The organism is Streptomyces sp. NPDC054866 (assembly GCF_053610745.1).
Map to the genome: position 1 here is coordinate 117,396 of NZ_JBSGZA010000004.1, position 19,196 is coordinate 136,591.

Below are 19,196 nucleotides of genomic sequence, written 5' to 3' on the forward strand. Positions count from 1 at the left end.
GGGGAGAGCGAGCATGTGGGCCGGAGTGGCGTCTTGAGGATTCTGCACACGTCCGACTGGCATCTGGGCCGGTCGTTCCACCGCGTGAACATGCTCGGAGCCCAGGCCGAGTTCATCGGCCACCTCATCGCCACCGCGCGTGAGCGCGAAGCGGACGCCGTCGTCGTCTCCGGGGACGTGTACGACAGGGCGGTGCCGCCGCTCGCCGCCGTGGAACTCTTCGACGACGCGCTGCACCGCCTCGCGGACCTCGGCGTCCCGACCGTGATGATCTCCGGCAACCACGACTCGGCGCGCCGCCTCGGCGTCGGCGCCGGACTCATCGGCCGCGCGGGCATCCACCTGCGCACCGCGCCCGCCGCCTGCGCGGACCCGGTGGTCCTGGCCGACAGCCACGGGGACGTGGCGTTCTACGGCCTGCCCTATCTCGAACCGGCACTGGTCAAGGACGAATTCGGGGTGAAGCGCGCCGGACACGAGGCGGTCCTCGGCGCCGCCATGGACCGGGTACGCGCAGACCTCGCCGACCGCACGCCGGGCACCCGTTCCGTCGTCCTCGCCCACGCCTTCGTCACCGGCGGCGAGGCGAGCGACAGCGAGCGTGACATCACCATCGGCGGGGTGGCCGCCGTGCCGTCGGGGGTCTTCGACGGCGTCGACTATGTGGCGCTCGGCCACCTCCACGGCAGCCAGGCCATCAGCGAGCGCGTGCGCTACTCGGGCTCCCCGCTGCCGTACTCGTTCTCCGAGTCCGCGCACCGCAAGAGCATGTGGCTCGTCGACATCGGCGCCGCGGGGGAGATCGACGCCGAGCGGATCGACTGCCCGGTGCCGCGGTCCCTCGCCCGCATCCGCGGCGACATCGAGACGCTGCTCGCCGACCCGGAGCTCGCACGGCACGAGGAAGCCTGGGTCGAGGCCACGCTCACCGACCCCGTGCGCCCCGACGACCCCATGGCCCGCCTCTGCGAGCGCTTCCCGCACACCCTCAGCCTCGTCTTCGAACCGGAACGCACCCCCGAGGACCCGGACGTCTCGTACGCCCAGCGTCTGAAGGGCCGCAGCGACGAGCAGATCGCGGAGGACTTCGTGACCCATGTGCGGGGAGCGGGACCCGACGTACGCGAACAGGCCGTGCTGCGGGCGGCGTTCGACACCGTCCGTACCGACGACACGCTGCGCGAGGTGGCCCGATGAGGCTGCACCGGCTGAGGATCACCGCGTTCGGCCCCTTCGGCACCACCCAGGACATCGACTTCGACGACCTCTCGGCCGCCGGGCTCTTCCTGCTGCACGGACCGACCGGCGCCGGGAAGACGTCCGTCCTGGACGCCGTCTGCTACGGCCTGTACGGCTCGGTGCCGGGGCCCCGGCAGGGCAGCGGCCAGGGAGTGACGCTGCGCAGCGACCACGCGCGCGTCGACGCGCGGACGGAGGTGTGCCTCGAACTCACCGTCGCCGGACGCCGGTTGGAGGTCACCCGGCAGCCGCCGTGGGAGCGCCCGAAGAAGCGCGGCACCGGCACGACCATGGAGAAGGCGCAGAGCTGGCTCCGCGAGTACGACGCCGCTGCGGAGGGAGGCGCCGAGTGGAAGGACCTCAGCCGCTCCCACCAGGAGATCGGCGAGGAGATCACGCAGCTGCTCGGCATGAGCAAGGAGCAGTTCTGCCAGGTGGTCCTGCTGCCCCAGGGCGACTTCGCACGTTTCCTGCGGGCCGACGCCGAGGCCCGCGGCAAACTGCTCGGACGGCTCTTCGACACGCGCAGGTTCGCCGCGGTCGAGCAGCGGCTCGCCGAGCAGCGGCGCGACGCCGAGGGCGCGGTGCGGGAGGGCGACGGGGAGCTCCTCGCCGACGCGCACCGGATGCAGCAGGCCGCCGGGGGCGACATCGAAGCCCTGGAGCACGCGGAGTCGCCGCTGCCCGACCTGTCGCCCGGTGATCCGGGGCTCGCCGAGGCCGTCCTGGCCTGGGCCGCCGTCGCCCGCACCAGCGCCCGTGAACGGCGCACCATCGCCGGGTGTGCCCTCACGGCCGCCGAGTCCGCGCAGACCGCCGCGGGGCGCCGCCTTGACGACGTACGCGAACTCGACCGGCTGCAGACGCGGTTCGCCCAGGCACGGGAGCGGGCGGGGCGCCTTCAGGGGCGCGCGGACGAGCACCGGCAGCGGCAGACCCGGATGGAGCGTGGCCGCAAGGCCGAGACGGTCGCCCCCGCGCTCGGCCTTCGCCGGGCCACCGAGGAGGAACACCGCCGCGCGAGCGCCGACGAGGCACGCGCGCGTGGGCAGCTGCCCGCCACGTTCGCGGACTCCGGCGCGTCGGGGCTCGCCGCCGCCGCGCGCAAGGTCGCCGAAGAACTCGGCGGCCTCGAATCCGCCCGGCGCGCCGAGCGACGCCTCGCCGAACTCGGCACGGAGCGCGCGTCCTTGGAACGCGAGGAGCGGGCCGACGACGAGCTGCTGCGCGAGGCGGCGGGCTGGCTCGACGGCTGGGAGGCGAACCGGGCCGCGCTTCAGGAGCGCATCGAGTCCGCCCAGGAGGCGGCGACACGCGCGGAGCACCTGGCGGGCCAACTGGAGCCCACACAGGGCAGGTTGGACGCGGCTCGCCGCCGTGATCGCCTCACGCGGGAGGCTGCCGCCGCGTACGAACGCGCCCTCGCGGCCCGCGAGGGCGCCACCGGGGCCCACGAACACTGGCTCACCCTGAAGGAGCAGCGTCTCAACGGCATCGCGGCGGAACTGGCCGCGAGTCTGACCGACGGCGCCCCCTGCGCCGTCTGCGGAGCCACCGAACACCCCACGCCCGCGCCGAAGTCGGCCGGTCACGTCGACCGCGTCACGGAGGAGTCCGCGCTTGCCGCCTACCGGCAGGCGGAGGAGCTGCGCGCACGGGAGGAGAGGCAACTCGGTGAGGTGCGGGAGTCGTTGGCGGCAGCCGGGGCGGCGGCCTTGGGGTCGTCCGCCGGGGAGTCGAGTGCCGAAGAGTCGGAGGCCGCCGCCCCCCAGGGGCCCTCGGTCGAGCAACTCGCCGCGCTGGTCGAGGAGTTGCGAGGTGAACACGCCGGGGCACGCAGCCGCGCCTCCGGGCTGCACGCCGCACGGGAAGCCCTCGCTCAGGCCGAGCGCGAGCACGACCGCAGGGTCACCGTGCAGCAGGAAGCCGCTGTGCGGGCAGCGTCCCGCGCCACTCTGCGGGATGCCCTGGAGCGCGAACAGGCAGCTCTGGACGCCGAGTTGGCCCGCGCGCGGGGTGCTAGCGGCAGCGTCGCCGCCCGAGCCGCCCAACTGGAGCGGCAGGCCGCGCTCCTGACCGAGGCGTCGGAAGCTGCCCGCGTCGCCGACGACACCGCCCAGCGGCTCAAGGACGCCGACGCGCGACTCGCCGACGCGGCCTTCCGCGCCGGGTTCGACACGCCGGCGGACGCCGCCGACGCCCTGCTCGATGACGCGAGCCACCGCGAGCTCCAGCACCGTATCGACGCGTGGCAGAACGAAGAGGCGGCGGTGCGATCCCTCCTCGCCGAGCCCGACGCGGCCGCCGCGGCGCAGCAGCCGCCCGCCGACCTCAGGGCCGCCCAGGAAGCCGCCGAGCACGCCGACCGGCGGGCCCGCGCGGCCGCTTCCGCGCTCGACGCGGCCACGCGGCGCTGCGCCGAACTCGACCGGCTCTCCGACCGGTCGGCCGCAGGCGCCCGGCGGCTCGCGCCGCTGCGCGCCGAGTACGACCGCGTGGCGCGCCTCGCGGGCCTCGCCGCTGGCACGTCGGCGGACAACGAACGCAAGATGCGCCTGGAGTCGTACGTCCTCGCGGCCCGGCTCGAACAGGTCGCGGCCGCGGCGACCGCACGGCTGCGGCGCATGTCGTCGGGCCGTTACACCCTCGTCCACTCCGACGACCGTACGGGGCGCGGCCGTTCGGGCCTCGGGCTGCACGTGGTCGACGCGTGGACGGGGCGCGAGCGCGACACGTCCACGCTCTCGGGCGGCGAGACCTTCTTCGCCTCGCTCGCCCTGGCGCTCGGTCTCGCGGACGTCGTCACCGACGAGGCGGGCGGTGTACGGCTCGACACGCTCTTCATCGACGAGGGCTTCGGCAGCCTCGACGATCAGACACTCGACGAGGTCCTCGACGTCCTGGACTCCCTCCGGGAGCGGGACCGCAGCGTCGGCATCGTGAGCCACGTCGCGGACCTGCGGCGCCGCGTCCACGCGCAGCTGGAGGTCGAGAAGGGGCGCGCGGGGTCGATCGTACGGCAGCGGGGCGGCGGGGCCTGAGCTGCCGGGACCTGAGCCGCCGGGACCTGAGCCGCCGGGACCCGAGTCGCCGGGCTCAGCGGCCCAGGGGGCGCCTCGGCAGGGGAGAGGAGTAGACGATGCTGGTGGTCACCGACCCCAGCGCGCCGATCTTCCCCGCGACCTCCTCCAGGTGACCCATGGAGCGCGCCGCCACCTTGATGACGAAGCAGTCGTCGCCGGTGACGTGGTGCGCCTCCAGGATCTCGGGGGTCACCTCGACCAGGTCGTGGAACGGCTTGTAATTGCCGTTCGGATAGCGCAGGCGCACGAACGCCAGGATGGGCAGGCCGAGACGCTCCGGGTCGACCACGGCCGCGTACCCCTGGATCACGCCGGCCTCCTCCAGGCGGCGGACCCGTTCGGTGACGGCGCTTGCGGACATGGAGACGGCGCGTGCCAGCTCGGCGTAGCTGGCGCGGCCCTCACGCTGGAGGACGTCGAGGATGCGCCAGTCGGTGGCGTCCGTGGAATAACCGGTCATGCCTGAGAGGTAACAGGGGAATCCCCGGCCGATCAAGAGGTAGGCCGGTGATCGGCTCTTCTGGGCCGTCGGATTCGCCCGTAGATTTCTGGCCATGAGCACAGTGACGAACACAGAGCCGACGACCGCCACGAGCACCCAGGCCGCAGCCGCGGGCGCCCAGAATGCCGTCCTGCGGGTGGCCCCCGCCGCCCCGGCTGCCGCCGCCGCGTACTTCGGCGCGAGCCTCGCCTTCCACGCCGACGTGTCCGATGTCGCCGCGGCGCTGGCCGCCGACGGCGACCCCGGCTTCGTCGTGATCGACTCCCGCTCGACGGCGTCCTGGGACCAGGGCCACGTTCCCGGCGCGATCCACCTCCCCACCGCCCTCATCCCCGAGCAGGCGGACCAACTCCTCGACAAGTCCGTCCCGGTCGTCACGTACTGCTGGGGCCCCGCCTGCAACGGCGCGACCCGCGCCGCCCTCGCCCTCGCCCAACTCGGCTTCCAGGTAAAGGAAATGCTGGGCGGTTTCGAGTACTGGGCCCGTGAGGGCTTCGAGTTCGAAACCTGGGAGGGCAGCGAGCGCCGCACGCCCGATGCCCTGACGGCCCCGCTGGACGCGGACGACTGCGGCTGCTGAGGCCCCTTAAAGGGTCGACAACTCGTCCACCAGATCGTCGAGCCCCAGCGACCCCTGCGACAGCGCCGCCATGTGCCACGCCTTCGCGTCGAAGGCGTCACCGTGCCGGCGTCGCGCGTTCTCGCGGCCGAGGAGCCAGGCCCGCTCGCCCAGCTTGTAGCCGATGGCCTGGCCGGGGATCGACAGATAGCGGGTCATCTCGCTCGCCACGTACTCCGTGGGACGGCTGCAGTGCGCGTCGTAGAACTCCTGCGCGAGGTCAGGGGTCCAGCGCTCGCCCGGGCGGAAGGGCGAGTCCGCCGGGATCTCCAGCTCCAGGTGCATGCCGATGTCGACGATGACGCGCAGCGCCCGCATCATCTGGGCGTCCAGATAACCGAGCCTGCGCTCGGCGTCCTTGAGGAAGCCGAGCTCGTCCATGAGCCGCTCCGCGTACAGCGCCCAGCCCTCCGCGTTGGCGCTGACGATGCCGATGGTCGCCTGGTAGCGGGAGAGGCTCTCCGCGACGTGCGCCCACTGCGCCAGCTGGAGGTGATGCCCGGGCACACCCTCGTGGTACCAGGTGGAGACCAGGTCGTAGACGGGGAAGCGGGTCTCGCCCATCGTCGGCAGCCACGTCCGCCCGGGGCGCGAGAAGTCCTCCGACGGGCCCGTGTAGTACGGGGCCGCGGCGCCGCCCGGAGGGGCGATGCGGGACTCCACCTTCCGTACCCGCTCGGCGAGTTCGAAGTGCGTGCCGTCAAGCGCCTCGATCGCCTCGTCCATCAGCTCCTGGAGCCAGACCCGCACCTCCTCCACGCCCTCGATGTGTGTGCCGTGCTCGTCGAGATGGGCGAGCGCCACCCACGGCGTGGCCGCGCCGGGCAGGATCTTCTCGGCCTCGGCGCGCATCTCGACCAGCAGCCGGTGGAATTCGGACCAGCCGTACGCGTATGCCTCGTCCAGGTCCAGGTCGGTGCCGTTGAAGTAACGGGACCAGCGGGCGTAGCGCTCGCGGCCCACCGTGTCGGGGGCGCCCTCGATCGCGGGCGCGTACACGTCCCGCATCCAGTCGCGCAGCGCCACGACCGACGCGGTGGCGGCGCGGGCCGCGGCGTCGAGCTCGGAGCGGAGCGCGTCCGGGCCCTCCGCGGCGAACTCCTCGAACCAGCCTCGGCCCTTGTCGCCGCCGGGTCCCGCCCACTCGCCGAGTTGCTCGATGAACACGGCCGTGGGACGCGGCGCCGCGAACAGCTTGCGCTCAAGGCCGAGTTCGAGCGATGCACGATATCCCTCGTACGCGGCCGGCACGGCACGCAGCCGTTCGGCGATCGTCGCCCAGTCCTCTTCCGTCTCCATAGGTGTCACGGTGAAGATCTCGCGCACCGCGTGCGGAATCGTGTGCAGATTGCCGACCGCACGCAGTCCCTCATCTGCGTCGTGCACGGCGAGTTCGGCGGTGAGCCGCTCCCGCAGGAGCCGCGCGCACCGGCGCTCGGCGTCGCTGTCGGCCCCGGGCGCGCGCTCGGCCTTGTCGAGGCGGGCGAGCGTCGTGCGGGCCAGTTCCGCGACGGCCTCCTGGCCCGTGGGCGAGGTGTCCGGGAGCTTGCTGTGGCTGGCCTTGACGCCGAGGAACGTGCCGTTGATGGGGTCGAGGGCGATGAACTCGTCGACGTAGGCGTCGGCGACCTGGCGAGGCAGCGGGCTCTCGCTCGCGTTGTCCGTGTTCGGGATCTTCGTGGCTGACATGCGGACATCCTCGTACGCGGGACGCGTCCCCGTCATCACGATTGGCCGGAGGCCTCCCCTTGGTCATCGGCCCCCGGCCCGGGCGGCAGGAGCGGGCCGCACTCCCACTGCTGGAAGATCAACCGCGTCTCCACGCGCGCCACTTCGCGCCGCGCGGTGAACTCGTCGAGGACGAGCCGTTGGAGGTCCGCCGTGTCGGCCACCGCCACGTGCACCAGATAGTCGTCGGGCCCCGCGAGATGAAACACGGAGCGGGACTCCGGAAGCGCCCTGATCCGCTCCACGAACGGCCCGACCAGCTCCCGCCGGTGCGGCCTGACCTGCACGGACAGCAGCGCCTCCAGGCCGCGCCCGAGCTTCCCCGGATCGAGCCGCAGCTGGTGTCCGAGGATCACGCCGGAGCGGCGCAGCCGGGAGATACGGTCGAGGCAGGTCGACGGCGCGACGCCGACCTGGGCCGCGAGATCGCGGTAGGTGATCCGGGCATCGTTCTGCAGCAGCCGCAGTATGCGGAGATCCACCGGGTCCAGTACGACAGAATCAGCCACTTGCCGAACGTAGCACGGGGTTCAACTACCAGGCACCGGCCTTTGTTCAGGCTGTCGGGCATGGACACGAACACGGAACCACGCACCGGATCCGGCCACCCGGCCGCCAAGCAGGCATCGCCCGCTCCGCGCGCCCTGGCCACCGAGGCCGTGCACGCCGGACGCGACGACCTCGCCGGACTCGGCCTGCACGCCGCGCCGATCGACCTGTCCACCACCTACCCGTCGTACGACACCCGTGGCGAGGCGGCGCGCATCGACGCCTTCGCCGCCGACGGCGCCCTGGACGACGGACCGCCCGTCTACGCCCGGCTCGCGAACCCGACCGTCGCCCGTTTCGAGACGGCTCTGGCCCGGCTCGAAGGGACGGAGAGCGCGGTCGCGTTCGCGAGCGGCATGGCGGCGCTGACCGCGGTCCTTCTCGTACGGGGAGCGGCGGGCCTGCGCCATGTCGTCGCGGTCCGCCCGTTGTACGGCTGCAGCGACCACCTCCTCACGGCGGGGCTCCTCGGCTCCGAGGTGACCTGGGTCGACCCCGCTGGGATAGCCGACGCCATCCGCCCCGAAACGGGCCTGGTCCTGGTCGAGTCACCCGCCAACCCGACCCTCGCCGAACTCGATCTGCGCGCGGTGGCCCACGCCTGCGGCACCGTGCCGCTCCTTGCCGACAACACCTTCGCCACGCCCGTCCTGCAACGGCCGGCCGAGAGCGGGGCGCGGCTCGTGCTGCACAGCGCCACCAAGTACCTGGGCGGCCACGGCGACGTCCTTGGGGGAGTGGTCGCCTGCGACGAGGAGTTCGCGCGGCAGCTGCGGCAGGTCCGGTTCGCCACCGGCGGGGTGCTGCATCCGCTCGCCGGATATCTGCTGCTGCGGGGCCTTTCCACGCTGCCGGTGCGGGTACGTGCCGCCTCGGCGAACGCGGCGGAGCTGGCGCGGCGCCTGGCCGCCGACCCGCGCGTGAGCCGCGTGCACTATCCGCGGCTCGGCGGCGCCATGGTCGCCTTCGAGGTCGAAGGCGATCCGCACGCGGTGACCGCCGGGGTGCGGTTGATCACCCCGGCGGTCAGCCTCGGCAGCGTCGACACGCTCATCCAGCATCCGGCGTCCATCAGCCACCGCGTCGTCGACCCGGCGGACCGGCGGTCGTCGGGCGTGAGCGACAAACTGCTGCGCCTTTCGGCCGGGCTCGAGGACGTCGATGACCTGTGGCAGGACCTCGACCGCGCCCTCGGCCCTCAGCCGTCGGGCACCCGCGCGGCAACCGAGGCGCCCCGGGTCAGTGCTGCTCCGCCCGCCCCTGCGGCTGGTCGTACGGCAGTCGCGAGCTCACCGGCGTGGCTTCGAGGCGCGCGGTGATGACCAGCGTGCCCTCCTCGATCTGGTAGTCGAGGGGAAGCCCGAGGCCGCGCATCGCGGCGACCATGCCCGTGTTGGACGCCTGCGTCACCGCGTACACGCTCTCGCAGCCCGCCTCGACCGCCATCGTCACCAGGCGGCCGAGCAGCTCGCTGCCGATACCGCGGCGCTGCCAGTCGTCCTCCACGAGCAGCGCGATCTCGGTCTCGTCGCCGTCCCAGAGCAGATGGCCGAGGCCGACGATGCGACCGGACGCGGTCCGCACCGCCAGGGTGCGGCCGAACCGCGGGCTGAGCAGGTGGTTGAGGTAGCGGTCGGCGTCCCGCACGGGGCCGTGGTAGCGCATGCCGAGGGTGCGCTGCGAGCAGCGTTCGTGCATGGCCTTGGCCGCCTCGACGTCGGCGGTGTCGGCCCGGCGCACGGTGATGGAGCTGCCCTCGGCGAGGGTCAGTACGTCCTGGCTGCGCGGGATGCGCGGGCCGAGCCGGGTGTCGAGCTCGACCAGGGCACGCGCGCGGGCGAACTCGGTGGGCGTGAACGGCAGATACGGCCGCTCCACGGTGATCACCTCGCCGTCCGGCGCCTGGAGCCGCAGCACCGTCCCTTCGCCTTCCAGGGCGCCTTCGACGGGTGCGCCGTCGGCGGGCTTGTCCACCGGCGGCCCGGACGCGCCCTGTGCCTTCGCGGGCAGCGACCGGATGGTGCAGCGGCCCAGCAACTGCCGCAGCGCGAGCGGGAGTTCGGCGGCGTCCAGGGCGGTGCGGGTGGCGAGGCCGAGGATGCGGGTGGGGGCGTCCACCAGGTCGTGGGCGTCCGCACGCTCGATCCAGGTGCCCGAGCCGCCCGCGTGCGCGACGCCCCGCGTGATCTCGGCCGCGGGCAGGTCGGCGGGGGCGCGCAGCAGGAACTCGTCGACGGTGCCTTCGGCCAGCGGGTGCGCCTGGAGGCTCAGGATGTCGACCTTGCCGTGGGCAAGGGCGGTGCACAGGGAGGCGAGCGAGCCCGGCTCGTCCCGCACCGTGGTGCGCATCCGCCACAGGGTCGTCGCCCCTGCGGACGACTCCGTGGCGATGGTCCCGGCACGCTCCATGGGCCCGGCCTGCTCCGTGGCCCCGGTCCGCTGCCCGGCGGTGAGCGGCCGGGCGCCGGTATCGTCCGCTGTCGGGGGCGCGTGGTTGTGGCGGCGTGCCCACCATGTGTGGAACCCGACCGTGGCGAGCAGCGCCACGGCCGAGATCACGAGCAGGGCGGGGCCGTCGGGGCCGTGCCCGATCATGTTCGCCACCGCGTCCGCCACGGCCACGGCCGTGAAGAGGGCGGCGAGCTCCACCAGATCCCGCCGCCAGTGGTGGACGGGGCGGCCGTGTTTGGTCCGTGTCACATCAGACATGTCAGCACTCATACAGCCACTGTGGAGGAAGGGTGTTGCGTGATCACGAACGTTTTGTGACTGATGAGTTAAGACACCTTCTGCCCGTTTAGTTCATCTTTGGCCTTTCATGGCGGCCGGACGTGACCTCTCGTTGCGTGTTCAGGCACGTAATCACTGCTGCCCCACGCGACCCGGCGACAGCACCTTCGTGAACAGCACGGCGCCGTCCTCCTGGCGCAGCCGCACGGTCAGCTCCCCGCTGCCGCCGTCGATGTCGACCTCGCCGAAGTACTGCGGGGTCTCGGCCGGCGAGGTGTTGGCGCGGTTCGGCGCCTTGACGAAGCGCTGCTCGGCGCCGAACGTCCCGTCGAGCTTGAGGGCCTGGAAGCCGCCCGCCGCCAGCGGCCCCGACACGAACTCCCAGAACGGCGCGAAGTCCTTGAACGCCGCACGCGAGGGGTCGTAGTGCTGCGCCGACGTGTAGTGCACGTCGGCCGTCAGCCACAGAGTGCCGGTGATCTTACGGTGCTTGATGTGCCGAAGGAGCTCGGCGATCTGCAGCTCGCGGCCCAGCGGCGCGCCGGGGTCACCCTGCGCCACCGCCTCGAAGTTCGCCGAGCCGTCGGGCACGATAAGGCCAAGCGGCATGTCGGAGGCGATGACCTTCCAGGTGGCACGCGAGCGCGACAACTCACGCTTCAGCCATTGCAGTTGCCGGGCACCCAGGATGCCGGTGGCGTCGTCGGGCTGCCGGCCGTGCGAGTTGGCGTTGCGGTACGAGCGCATGTCCAGGACGAACACGTCGAGCAGGGGGCCGTGCCGCTGCACGCGGTAGACCCGCCCGTCCTCGTCGCCCGGCGGGAGCGTCGAGATCGGGTAGTACTCGCTGAACGCCCGCAGGGAGCGCTCGGCGAGTACGTCCACGTTCTTCTCCGTGTAGCGGGGGTCGGTCAGGATCTGCCCCGGGTACCAGTTGTTGCGCACCTCGTGATCGTCCCACTGGACGATGGAGGGCACCTGCGCGTTGAAGCGCCGCACGTTCTCGTCGAGCAGGTTGTAGCGGAAGGCGCCACGGAACTCCGCGAGCGACTCGGCGACCTTCGACTTCTCCTCCGTGGTCACGTTCCGCCACACGCTGCCGTCGGGGAGGGTGACGCTCGGCAGGATGGGCCCGTCGGCGTAGATGTTGTCGCCGCTGCACAGGAAGAAGTCCGGGTCCCTGCGGCGCATCTCGTCGAAGACGCGCCAGCCGCCGCGGTCCGGGTTGATGCCCCACCCCTGGCCCGCGATGTCACCCGACCACAGGAAGCGCACCCCGTCCTTGCGCCCCTTCGGTGTCGTACGGAACGTGCCGGTGACCGGCTCTCCCGTTCGTCTGGGGTCGTCGGGGTCGGCCAGGACCACGCGGTAGTGGATCTGCTCGCCCGCGGGCAGTCCGCGCAGCCGTGTCGTCCCGGTGAAGTCGGTGTCCGGGCCGAGCACCGGGCCCTTCCAGCGGGTGGGGTTGCGGAACGACTCCGTGGCGGACGTCTCCACGATCATGCGGGCCGGACGGTCGGAACGTACCCACACCAGGCCCGAGTGCGCCGTCACGTCACCGGCCTGCACACCCCACTCGGCCCGCGGGCGGCCTGACCGGGCGAACGCCGGAGCGGCCCCGGCGAGCGACGGCACGGCCAGCGCCGCCGGTACGGCGAGCGAGCCGCGCAGCACACTGCGGCGGCGAGGGGACGGGCTCGGCTGAGGGTGTGACATGAATGCGCCTCCAGTGACAGGTCCGACCAGTGTGCAGGGCCACAACTAGCGGTGCGCGGCGGCGCACACACAAACCACAAGTGAACAACTGCCCATGGGGCCAAGGGAACCGGTGTGCGAACACCATGTCGGCCACATCGCCGCCCGCGTCCCCGGCCCCGTCGTCGCCTACATCCCCGGTCGCAGGTCTTGAGCCCGATGCCGGAAGATCGTTCGCTGTCTACGCTCGGCGGCAGAGGCGCGCGGCCGAGCGCGCCCGTCCGAAGGGGGAGCCCCATGCCTGTCAACGGTCAGAGCCACATCCGTATCGCCCGCCCGTCCCGCGACCTCGCGGTGGCCGAGCGGTTCTGGGTGACGGGCCTCGGCCTGGACGTCGTATGGCGTTCGGAGGGCGGTGATGCTCCCGGAGAGCACGACCTCCTCATGGTCGGCTGGCCGGACGCCTCCTGGCACCTTGAACTCGTCCACGAGGCCGGCAAGCCGGTCCTGCCCCGCCCCACGGAGGAGGACCTCCTCGTCATCTACCTCGACGAGCCCGTCCCCGACGACCTGGTGGCCCGCCTGGAGGCGCACGGCGGCACGCGCGTGAAGTCGCCCAATCCGTACTGGAACGAGTGGGGCGTCACCATCGAGGACCCGGACGGCTACCGCCTGGTGCTCTGCACGCGCGCGTGGGCCAACTCCTGAGCCAGGTGCGGGTATCCGGACGGGGCCGTCACGCGTCGCGTGACGGCCCCGCTACGTGACGGTCCCGCTCGTCGATGCCCGCTCAGCGCGGAGCCGGTCCCGCGCTCCCGGCATCCATGGACAGGCCCTCCGAGGACTCTCGGATCTCCTGCGGCTCCTCGCCCGGGCGGGCCACCTCTCCGGCATCGGCGAGCCGGACGAGTTCGGCGAGCCAGGCCGGAGCCTCGCCGCCGTCCGTGGCGGACCCTTCCGGACGTGCCGATTCCGTGCCGGCAGCGGCGGGCCCGGCGTCGACGGCGGCCGTGATGTCCGCGGCCCGTGTCACGTCGAGCTGCCGCTCCGCCCCGGCGGCCGGGGCGGACGGGGCCGCGCCCGCGTCCTCCGCGATCGTGATGTGCACCTTCATGGCCGTTCCCCCCGCCTAGTTGAGAACCGCGTACCGGCCTTCGAAGTTCATCTGGGTGCTGCCGATGTTCTTCACCGTCAGCCAGTACGTGACCGCCGTGGCCGATGCCCGCTCGACCTCGGTCTCCCACTCGATCTGAGGGCTGCCCGTCTGGGGTGTCGTCGGCATGAAGTACCAGACGACGTGCCAGTCCTGCGGCCAGCCGAAGGTGAACCAGCGCCCGGTCTGCCCGGGGTTGAGTGTTCCGGTGAACTGTGTGCCTACTCGCATCGTTGTTTTCCTCTCACCATCCGAGAACCGCGAATCCGAGAACCGCGCATCACCATCCGAGAACCGCGAACCGCGCCTCGAAGTCGACCGAGTCGGCCACGAGGTTCGTCACGTCGATCCAGTACGTCGCGTACGTGTCGTTGGCCCGCTCGACCCTGACCCTCCAGCGGATCTGCGGGGCGCCGGGGCGCGGACTCGTCGGGACGACCGTCCACACCACATGCCAGTGGGCGGGCCAGTTGAAGGTGAACCAGCGGCCGGTTCGGTTCCCGGCGAGGGTGCCCCGGAACTGGACGCCGACCCAGCTGCTCGTCTGGAGCGCCGCGGGGACGAGCTGCCGCAGGTCGGGCCGCCTGCCGATGCGCTGGGTCGCCGGGCGGCCGGGCGCGTCCTGCTGCGGTGAGCCGGTGGCGCGCAGCAGCTGCCGGGCCCGTGCGGGCGACAGAGGGATACGGCCGTTCGCGCGCAGGACGCCCTGCGTGCCGGCCAGCGCGCCCACGACGATCGGCGAGGCGCTGGACGTGCCGCTGAACTGGTCCGTGTACCAGAAGTCCGGATTGGTGCCCGCCTGGAGGTCTCCGTAGCCGGTGGTGGTCACCTCGCGTCCCCAGCCCTGCGCGTCCACGCAGGCGCCGTAGTTGGAGAAGTCGAGCCGGGAGCGGTCGGGGCCGTGCTGGCGGCCGTGGGTGCCGGGCGGCGGCGCACCGGCACCGACGATCACGGCGCCGGCGTCGAGCGCGGTGCGCCGGAAGGGGTTGCGCCACCAGGAGGGGAAGCCCGCCCGCGGGGTGTCGTAGTCGGCGTGGTCCAGGTCCTCCGCGCCGTTGCCCGCGGCCTCGACGACGGTGATGCCCCTGTTGACGGCGTAGCGGATCGCCAGATAGTCGTCCGGCCACCACTCGACGGCGATGTACCCCACCTGTCCGACGCCGGTCGCGTGCGGCCCCGCGCGGTGGATCTCAAGAAGGATGATGTCGCCTGGGCCGAGGCGGTCGGCGGCGTTCCTGATCGCCGTGGCGGTGGGGATGGAGAACGCGGACGCGCTGGTGATCGCGTCCGGCGCGATCCCGGTGACCCCGATCGCGTTGACGTCACCACCGATTTCACCGAGCACCGCGGTGCCGTGGTTGGTGTCCGTGCTCCCGGTGCCGGAGACGATGCCGCCTTGGTTCAGCCGCAGGTCCTCATGGGTGAAGCGCCAGCCCCACTCGCAGTCGATCACCCTGACGCCGGCGCCGCGGCCGCCCGGAAGGGTCCACGCGTAACGTGCGTCGACGCCACCCGGAGCCGCGTCGAGATAGCCCTGCCGGGTCGTGAAGTCCGGGGTCGCGGGCGGCGCGTCGGCGCCCGTCGGCTGCATGTCGTTGAGCGGTGGGAGCTCGGTTTCTCCGCTCTTCTTCTTCTGGTCGGTGACGGCGAGGGCGGCGGCGGGCTTGACGTAGGCGCCCTCCACGGCGTCCGACGCGCGCAGCCGCTCGGCCAGCGCGTCCAACTGGTCGACCGGGGCGTCGACATGGAAGAAGAGCCCCATCCGGTCGAGGATCTCCAGCGTGGCCTCGTCGCCCCCGGCGCCGGGGCCGTCAGCGGTGGCCCCCGCCTGGGCGCGCAGCCTCTCCTGGTCCGCGCCGAACAGCGGCCTGATGGTGACGTCCTCCTGGGCCGCCACCGCGTCGAGTCCGCTCACGGAGACGTCCGCCGCGGCGGTCGCGCCGGTCGGGGTGATGCGTACCCCGGCGTCGGCGCGCGTGACGCACACCAGCTCAGGGCGTCCGAAGAGTGGCTCGAATCCTGGAGCCGGGCGGTTGTTCCCCCGACTGTTCCCCGCACCTGATCGCTGTGGCACAGCTGACTCCTTCACCACGTTACGGAAGGTCCGCCGGTGGTTTCACATAGGCGGCCTCGACTGCCGGGTGGCCGCGCAGGGCCGTGGCGACGGCCTCGGCGTCCATGCCGGCGGAGACGGCGACCCGTTGCCATCCGATGAGGGCCGGGTCGTCGACGCCGGGGTGCAACGGCTCCGGCGTGACGCCGAACCGCTGCTCCAGAAGGGTTCGGACGTCCCTGACATCACAGGCGTCACAGACATCCGCGGTGCCCGTCGTCGCGCGACGCGGCGGGGTACGGAGCTGGACGATGACTTCGGCCTCGGCCACGGTTCTGCCCCCCGGACACCCCCGGTACCGCGTGCGTCTCGCTCGCGGTCACCGGGCCCGGCCGACCCTAATGAGGTGCTGTCACCGGAGCGTCGCGGCAGCGTCACCACGCCCCTGAGCCGCCTCGGCGAGGAGCCGCACCCCCTCGGCGATCCGGGCGGGCGCGAGATGGGCGTAGCCGAGCACCAGGCACACCTCCGGGCCGTCCGCCGAGCCGTAGTCGCTCAGCGGGCGGACCGCGACCCCGGCCGCGGAGGCCCGCCGCAGGAAGTCGTCCTGCGAACCCCGGTGTTCGGGCAGCCGGGCGATGACGTGCAGTCCGGCGGCGATGCCGGTCACCTCCGTACCCGGAAAGTGCTCGTCGAGCGCCGCGACGAGCGCGTCCCTGCGCTCCCGGTAGGCACGCTGACAGCGGCGCAACTGACGGTCATAGTCGCCGCGTTCCACGAAACGCGCGAGCAGCGCCTGGTCGAGCGCCGGATTTCCCAGGTCCATCATGCGCTTGCGGGCGACTACCTCATCGGCCATCGACTCCGGTACGAGCAGCCATCCGAGGCGAAGCCCCGGAGCGAGCGACTTGCTGACCGAGCCCGTGTACGCGACGTGCTCGGGGTCGAGCCCTTGCAGCGCGCCGACCGGGGCGCGGTCGTAGCGGAAGTCACCGTCGTAGTCGTCCTCGATGACCAGACCGTCCACGGCCCTTGCCCAGTCGAGGAGTTCGGTGCGCCGCCGCGCCGAGTACCCGATGCCCAGGGGGAACTGGTGGGCGGGCGTGGCGACGACCGCACGCAGACCCCGCTCCCTCAGTACGCCGGTGACGACACCCTCGTCGTCGAGCGGCACCGGCACCGTGGCGACGTCGGCCGACGCGAACAGCTCGCCGTGCTGCGGGCTTCCGGGGTCCTCGACGCCGACGACGCGCACCCCGCGCGCGTGCAGCACGAAACCGACCAGCCCCATGGCCTGCGCCACGCCGGAGCAGACGACGACCGCCTCCGGGTCCGCGACCACGCCCCGGCGGCGTACGAGCAGTTCGGCGATGGCCGTACGCAGCCGGGGCAGGCCCCGCGGGTCCGGGTAGCCGAGTGCGTGGTGGGGGAGTTCGGCAAGGGCGCCGCGGTGCGCGGCCGCCCACGCGGCGCGCGGGAACAGGGACAGGTCGGGGGTGCCCGCGATGAAGTCCACGCGCGCGTGGACGGGACGCGGCGCCAGATCGCGTGCGCCTCGTGCGGCCTTGCGCGCCGCGCCGCCCACCCAGGTGCCCGCGCCGCGGTCGCTGCGCAGATACCCCTCGGCCGTCAACTGCTCGTACGCCTCGGTGACGAGCCCCCGTGAGACGCCCAGGTCGGCGGCGAGTTCACGGCTCGACGGCAGCCGCGTCCCCGGCGCGAGCCGACCGGACCTGACCGCGTCGCGCAGCGCCGACTGGAGGCTGCGGCCACGGCTGCGGGCGGGGGCGGACGCGGCGGGGAGCAGCAGCTCCCAGGCGGCCGTGCCAGGTGCCTCGCCCTCGCCCGAACTTGATGCCACCGGGATGCGCCTCCTGAGAGTGACGGACGGCCGGGACCCGGAAAGTGGTCCCGAGCAGGCCCCGGGAAAGGGAAAGTGGTCCCCGAACAGGCCCCGGAAGTGGACCTTAAACCGGGCCGCGTCCGTTCCTAACGTCAGGGACATGAACGCGAACCTCACGCGCGGGTCCCTCCTCGCCGCCTTCGCCTGCCTCCTCGTGGGCGGCTCCTTCACCGCCAACAGCCTCCTCGGCGACTACCCGTACGCGGGCGGCCAGTTCCTGCGCTACGGCCTGGCCTTCCTGCTGCTCCTGCCGCTGCTCGGGCGGGGCGGCACGGCGCCGCTGCGCCGCCTGACGCGACGCCAGTGGGGGCGGCTCGCGGTCCTCGCCGCCGTCGGCATGGTCGGCTTCAACCTGGCGATCCTGGCGGCCGAACGCACGGCGGAACCTGCCGTACCGGGTGTCTTCGTAGGCTGCGCCCCGGTCGTCGTGGCGGTCATCGTGCCGCTCCTGGAAGGGCGGAAGACTCAACGGGCTGTCGTGTACGGGGCGTTGATCGTGGCCGCGGGAGCCTTCACCGTGCAGGGGTGGGGCCGTACGGACACGGTCGGCATCCTCTTCTCCTTGTGCGCGCTCGCGGGCGAGGTCGGCTTCGCGGTGCTCGCCGTTCCCGTGCTGCGGCCGCTCGGGCCGAAGCTGCTCTCCGCGACGGTCTGCGGGATCGCCGCCGTCGAGTCCGCCGTCATCGGTGTCGTGGCCGACGGAGGGGACTGGCTGCGGATGCCCGACACCACAGAGGCGGCGGCCCTGCTGTGGCAGGCGGGGATCGTCACCGTCATTGGCTTCGTCTGCTGGTACGCGGGCATCCAGCGCATCGGCGCGGAGCGCGCCACCCTCTTCTCCGGTCTCATCCCCGTCGCGGCGGCCTTCACCGCGCCCTTGGTAGGCACCGGCACCTACGGCGTCCCGCAGGCCGTGGGCAGCGCGCTCGTCGGCGCCGGGGTGGCCCTGGGCTCCGGCGTGCTACGCGGCAGGCAGGCGGCGGCAGGTGTCGAGGACGACGCGCGAGACGAGGGCCGGGTCGTCGTTCATCGGCACGTGCCCGCAGCCGGGAAGGCGCACCAGACGCGCCCCGGGGACGGCGTGCTTAGCGCGGACACCCTGGCGGCGCAGCAGGATCCGGTCGCGCGAGCCCCACGCGACGGTGACCGCGAGACCGGGCACGTCGTCGCTGAAGAGCACGTCACGCCCGGCGGCGAGGGTCTGCTCGAACCCCTTGGCGCCGCGCAGCGCGAGCGTCTCGGCGACGACGGCCTCGGGTGAACGGCGCCCGGGATGGGCGTAGATGGTGCTGGTCAGCGCGGCACGCCCGGCCGCGGTCCGCGAGAGCCGTTCGATCAGCGGCAAGGGGAGGAGCCGCGCCCCGTGCCGCATGGCGAGCAGGGTGTTGAACGCGTACCGCCGCTCCCCGGGCGTCCAGAAGCCCGCGGGGGACAGCGCGGTGACCGAGCGCACGAGCTTCTCCCGGCCGAGTTCCAGGGCGAGCAGGCCGCCCAGCGAGTTGCCCGCCACGTGCGGACGCTCGATCTCCAGGGCCTCGCACAGCGCGCCGAGCACGGACACCACCGTCGAGATGTCGTAGGGGAGCCCGTCGGGCAGGGCGGGGGACTCCCCGAAGCCCGGCAGGTCCACGGCTATCACGTCGCACTCGGCGGCCAGAATGCCGAACACCGGGTCCCACGCCTGGCGGTGGTGCCCGATGCCGTGCAGCAGGAGCAGCGGCTCGCCCGCGCCCGCGCGTTCGTACGCGACGGACAGCGTCCGCGGGCCGCCGGGGGATTCGACGCTGAAGGACACCTCTGCGGCCATTGCTGCTCCAGTCCCCGTCGCCGGGCGACGGTCCTCAGACACCTTAGACACCTTGTCAGCAACAATTACCGCTCAGTAGCCTTCAGTTCAAGGGGGTGGGCCGGACGGTTGCCGGCCGGTGTGGTCCGCGACGCA

General features: G+C 72.7%; 16 protein-coding genes and 1 pseudogene. 6 read left to right on the forward strand and 11 right to left on the reverse strand.

Translation table 11 applies throughout. The features are described from left to right. Nucleotides 1-33 precede the first annotated feature (33 nt). Both ACWGI2_RS21265 and ACWGI2_RS21270 read left to right on the forward strand, forming a co-directional pair. Nucleotides 34-1,197 (forward strand): exonuclease SbcCD subunit D, encoded by a 1,164-nt coding sequence (locus tag ACWGI2_RS21265; RefSeq protein ID WP_453696900.1) that lies wholly within the window; start codon nt 34-36, stop codon nt 1,195-1,197. Further along, complete coding sequence (locus tag ACWGI2_RS21270; RefSeq protein WP_453696901.1) at nt 1,194-4,280, forward strand: AAA family ATPase; 3,087 nt, start codon at nt 1,194-1,196, stop codon at nt 4,278-4,280. Before ACWGI2_RS21265 ends, ACWGI2_RS21270 begins: the two co-directional genes overlap by 4 nt. A gap of 55 nt (nt 4,281-4,335) precedes the next feature. On the opposite strand, the gene ACWGI2_RS21275 is transcribed toward ACWGI2_RS21270, so the two are convergent. Beyond that, a complete protein-coding gene (locus tag ACWGI2_RS21275; RefSeq protein ID WP_453696902.1) occupies nt 4,336-4,782 on the reverse strand; it encodes an Lrp/AsnC family transcriptional regulator in 447 nt (148 codons plus the stop codon). 103 nt (nt 4,783-4,885) lie between these two features. On the opposite strand from ACWGI2_RS21275, the gene ACWGI2_RS21280 reads away from it, so the two are divergent. Continuing rightward, the gene (locus ACWGI2_RS21280) at nt 4,886-5,404 is read left to right on the forward strand and encodes a rhodanese-like domain-containing protein (protein ID WP_453697690.1); all 519 of its coding nucleotides are present in this window, start codon (nt 4,886-4,888) and stop codon (nt 5,402-5,404) included. 6 nt (nt 5,405-5,410) lie between these two features. Here ACWGI2_RS21280 and ACWGI2_RS21285 read toward each other — a convergent pair whose 3' ends face one another. Beyond that, nucleotides 5,411-7,132, reverse strand: coding sequence for a DUF885 domain-containing protein (locus ACWGI2_RS21285; RefSeq protein ID WP_453696903.1), 1,722 nt, complete (start codon nt 7,130-7,132; stop codon nt 5,411-5,413). Between the two features lie 35 nt (nt 7,133-7,167). Continuing rightward, nucleotides 7,168-7,680 carry a winged helix-turn-helix transcriptional regulator gene (locus ACWGI2_RS21290; RefSeq protein WP_160503580.1) on the reverse strand — a complete coding sequence of 171 codons (513 nt, stop codon included), beginning with the start codon at nt 7,678-7,680 and terminating at the stop codon, nt 7,168-7,170. A 60-nt stretch (nt 7,681-7,740) separates the two neighbouring features. On the opposite strand from ACWGI2_RS21290, the gene ACWGI2_RS21295 reads away from it, so the two are divergent. Then, nucleotides 7,741-9,039 carry a trans-sulfuration enzyme family protein gene (locus ACWGI2_RS21295; RefSeq protein ID WP_453696905.1) on the forward strand — a complete coding sequence of 433 codons (1,299 nt, stop codon included), beginning with the start codon at nt 7,741-7,743 and terminating at the stop codon, nt 9,037-9,039. Here the strand turns inward: ACWGI2_RS21295 and ACWGI2_RS21300 are convergent. Continuing rightward, nucleotides 8,960-10,429, reverse strand: coding sequence for an N-acetyltransferase family protein (locus ACWGI2_RS21300; RefSeq protein WP_453696906.1), 1,470 nt, complete (start codon nt 10,427-10,429; stop codon nt 8,960-8,962). The genes ACWGI2_RS21295 and ACWGI2_RS21300 overlap by 80 nt on opposite strands. Nucleotides 10,430-10,582: 153 nt before the next feature. Beyond that, nucleotides 10,583-12,166, reverse strand: coding sequence for an alkaline phosphatase D family protein (locus tag ACWGI2_RS21305; RefSeq protein WP_453696907.1), 1,584 nt, complete (start codon nt 12,164-12,166; stop codon nt 10,583-10,585). A 276-nt stretch (nt 12,167-12,442) separates the two neighbouring features. Between ACWGI2_RS21305 and ACWGI2_RS21310 the strand changes: the two genes are divergently transcribed. Beyond that, entirely contained in the window at nt 12,443-12,853 is a 411-nt protein-coding gene (locus tag ACWGI2_RS21310; RefSeq protein WP_453399926.1) for a VOC family protein, read from the forward strand. A gap of 82 nt (nt 12,854-12,935) precedes the next feature. Here ACWGI2_RS21310 and ACWGI2_RS21315 read toward each other — a convergent pair whose 3' ends face one another. The 5 genes from ACWGI2_RS21315 to pdxR form a co-directional block, all read right to left on the reverse strand. Then, nucleotides 12,936-13,259, reverse strand: coding sequence for a hypothetical protein (locus tag ACWGI2_RS21315; protein WP_453696908.1), 324 nt, complete (start codon nt 13,257-13,259; stop codon nt 12,936-12,938). A gap of 15 nt (nt 13,260-13,274) precedes the next feature. Continuing rightward, nucleotides 13,275-13,529, reverse strand: a complete 255-nt coding sequence (locus ACWGI2_RS21320) for a hypothetical protein (RefSeq protein WP_160503574.1) — start codon at nt 13,527-13,529, stop codon at nt 13,275-13,277. A gap of 49 nt (nt 13,530-13,578) precedes the next feature. Beyond that, nucleotides 13,579-15,285: a S8 family serine peptidase gene (locus ACWGI2_RS21325; RefSeq protein ID WP_453696909.1), complete on the reverse strand. Its 1,707-nt coding sequence runs from the start codon at nt 15,283-15,285 to the stop codon at nt 13,579-13,581. Between the two features lie 106 nt (nt 15,286-15,391). Continuing rightward, nucleotides 15,392-15,682: a hypothetical protein gene (locus ACWGI2_RS21330; protein WP_453696910.1), complete on the reverse strand. Its 291-nt coding sequence runs from the start codon at nt 15,680-15,682 to the stop codon at nt 15,392-15,394. A gap of 81 nt (nt 15,683-15,763) precedes the next feature. Continuing rightward, nucleotides 15,764-17,212: a MocR-like pyridoxine biosynthesis transcription factor PdxR gene (gene pdxR / locus ACWGI2_RS21335; protein ID WP_453696912.1), complete on the reverse strand. Its 1,449-nt coding sequence runs from the start codon at nt 17,210-17,212 to the stop codon at nt 15,764-15,766. Between the two features lie 142 nt (nt 17,213-17,354). Between pdxR and ACWGI2_RS21340 the strand changes: the two are divergent. Beyond that, nucleotides 17,355-18,191 (forward strand): annotated as a pseudogene (locus ACWGI2_RS21340) (DMT family transporter); the annotation flags it as partial. A 24-nt stretch (nt 18,192-18,215) separates the two neighbouring features. On the opposite strand, the gene ACWGI2_RS21345 reads toward ACWGI2_RS21340, so the two are convergent. Further along, the gene (locus ACWGI2_RS21345) at nt 18,216-19,061 is read right to left on the reverse strand and encodes an alpha/beta fold hydrolase (RefSeq protein ID WP_453696913.1); all 846 of its coding nucleotides are present in this window, start codon (nt 19,059-19,061) and stop codon (nt 18,216-18,218) included. Between the last annotated feature and the right edge of the window lie 135 nt (nt 19,062-19,196).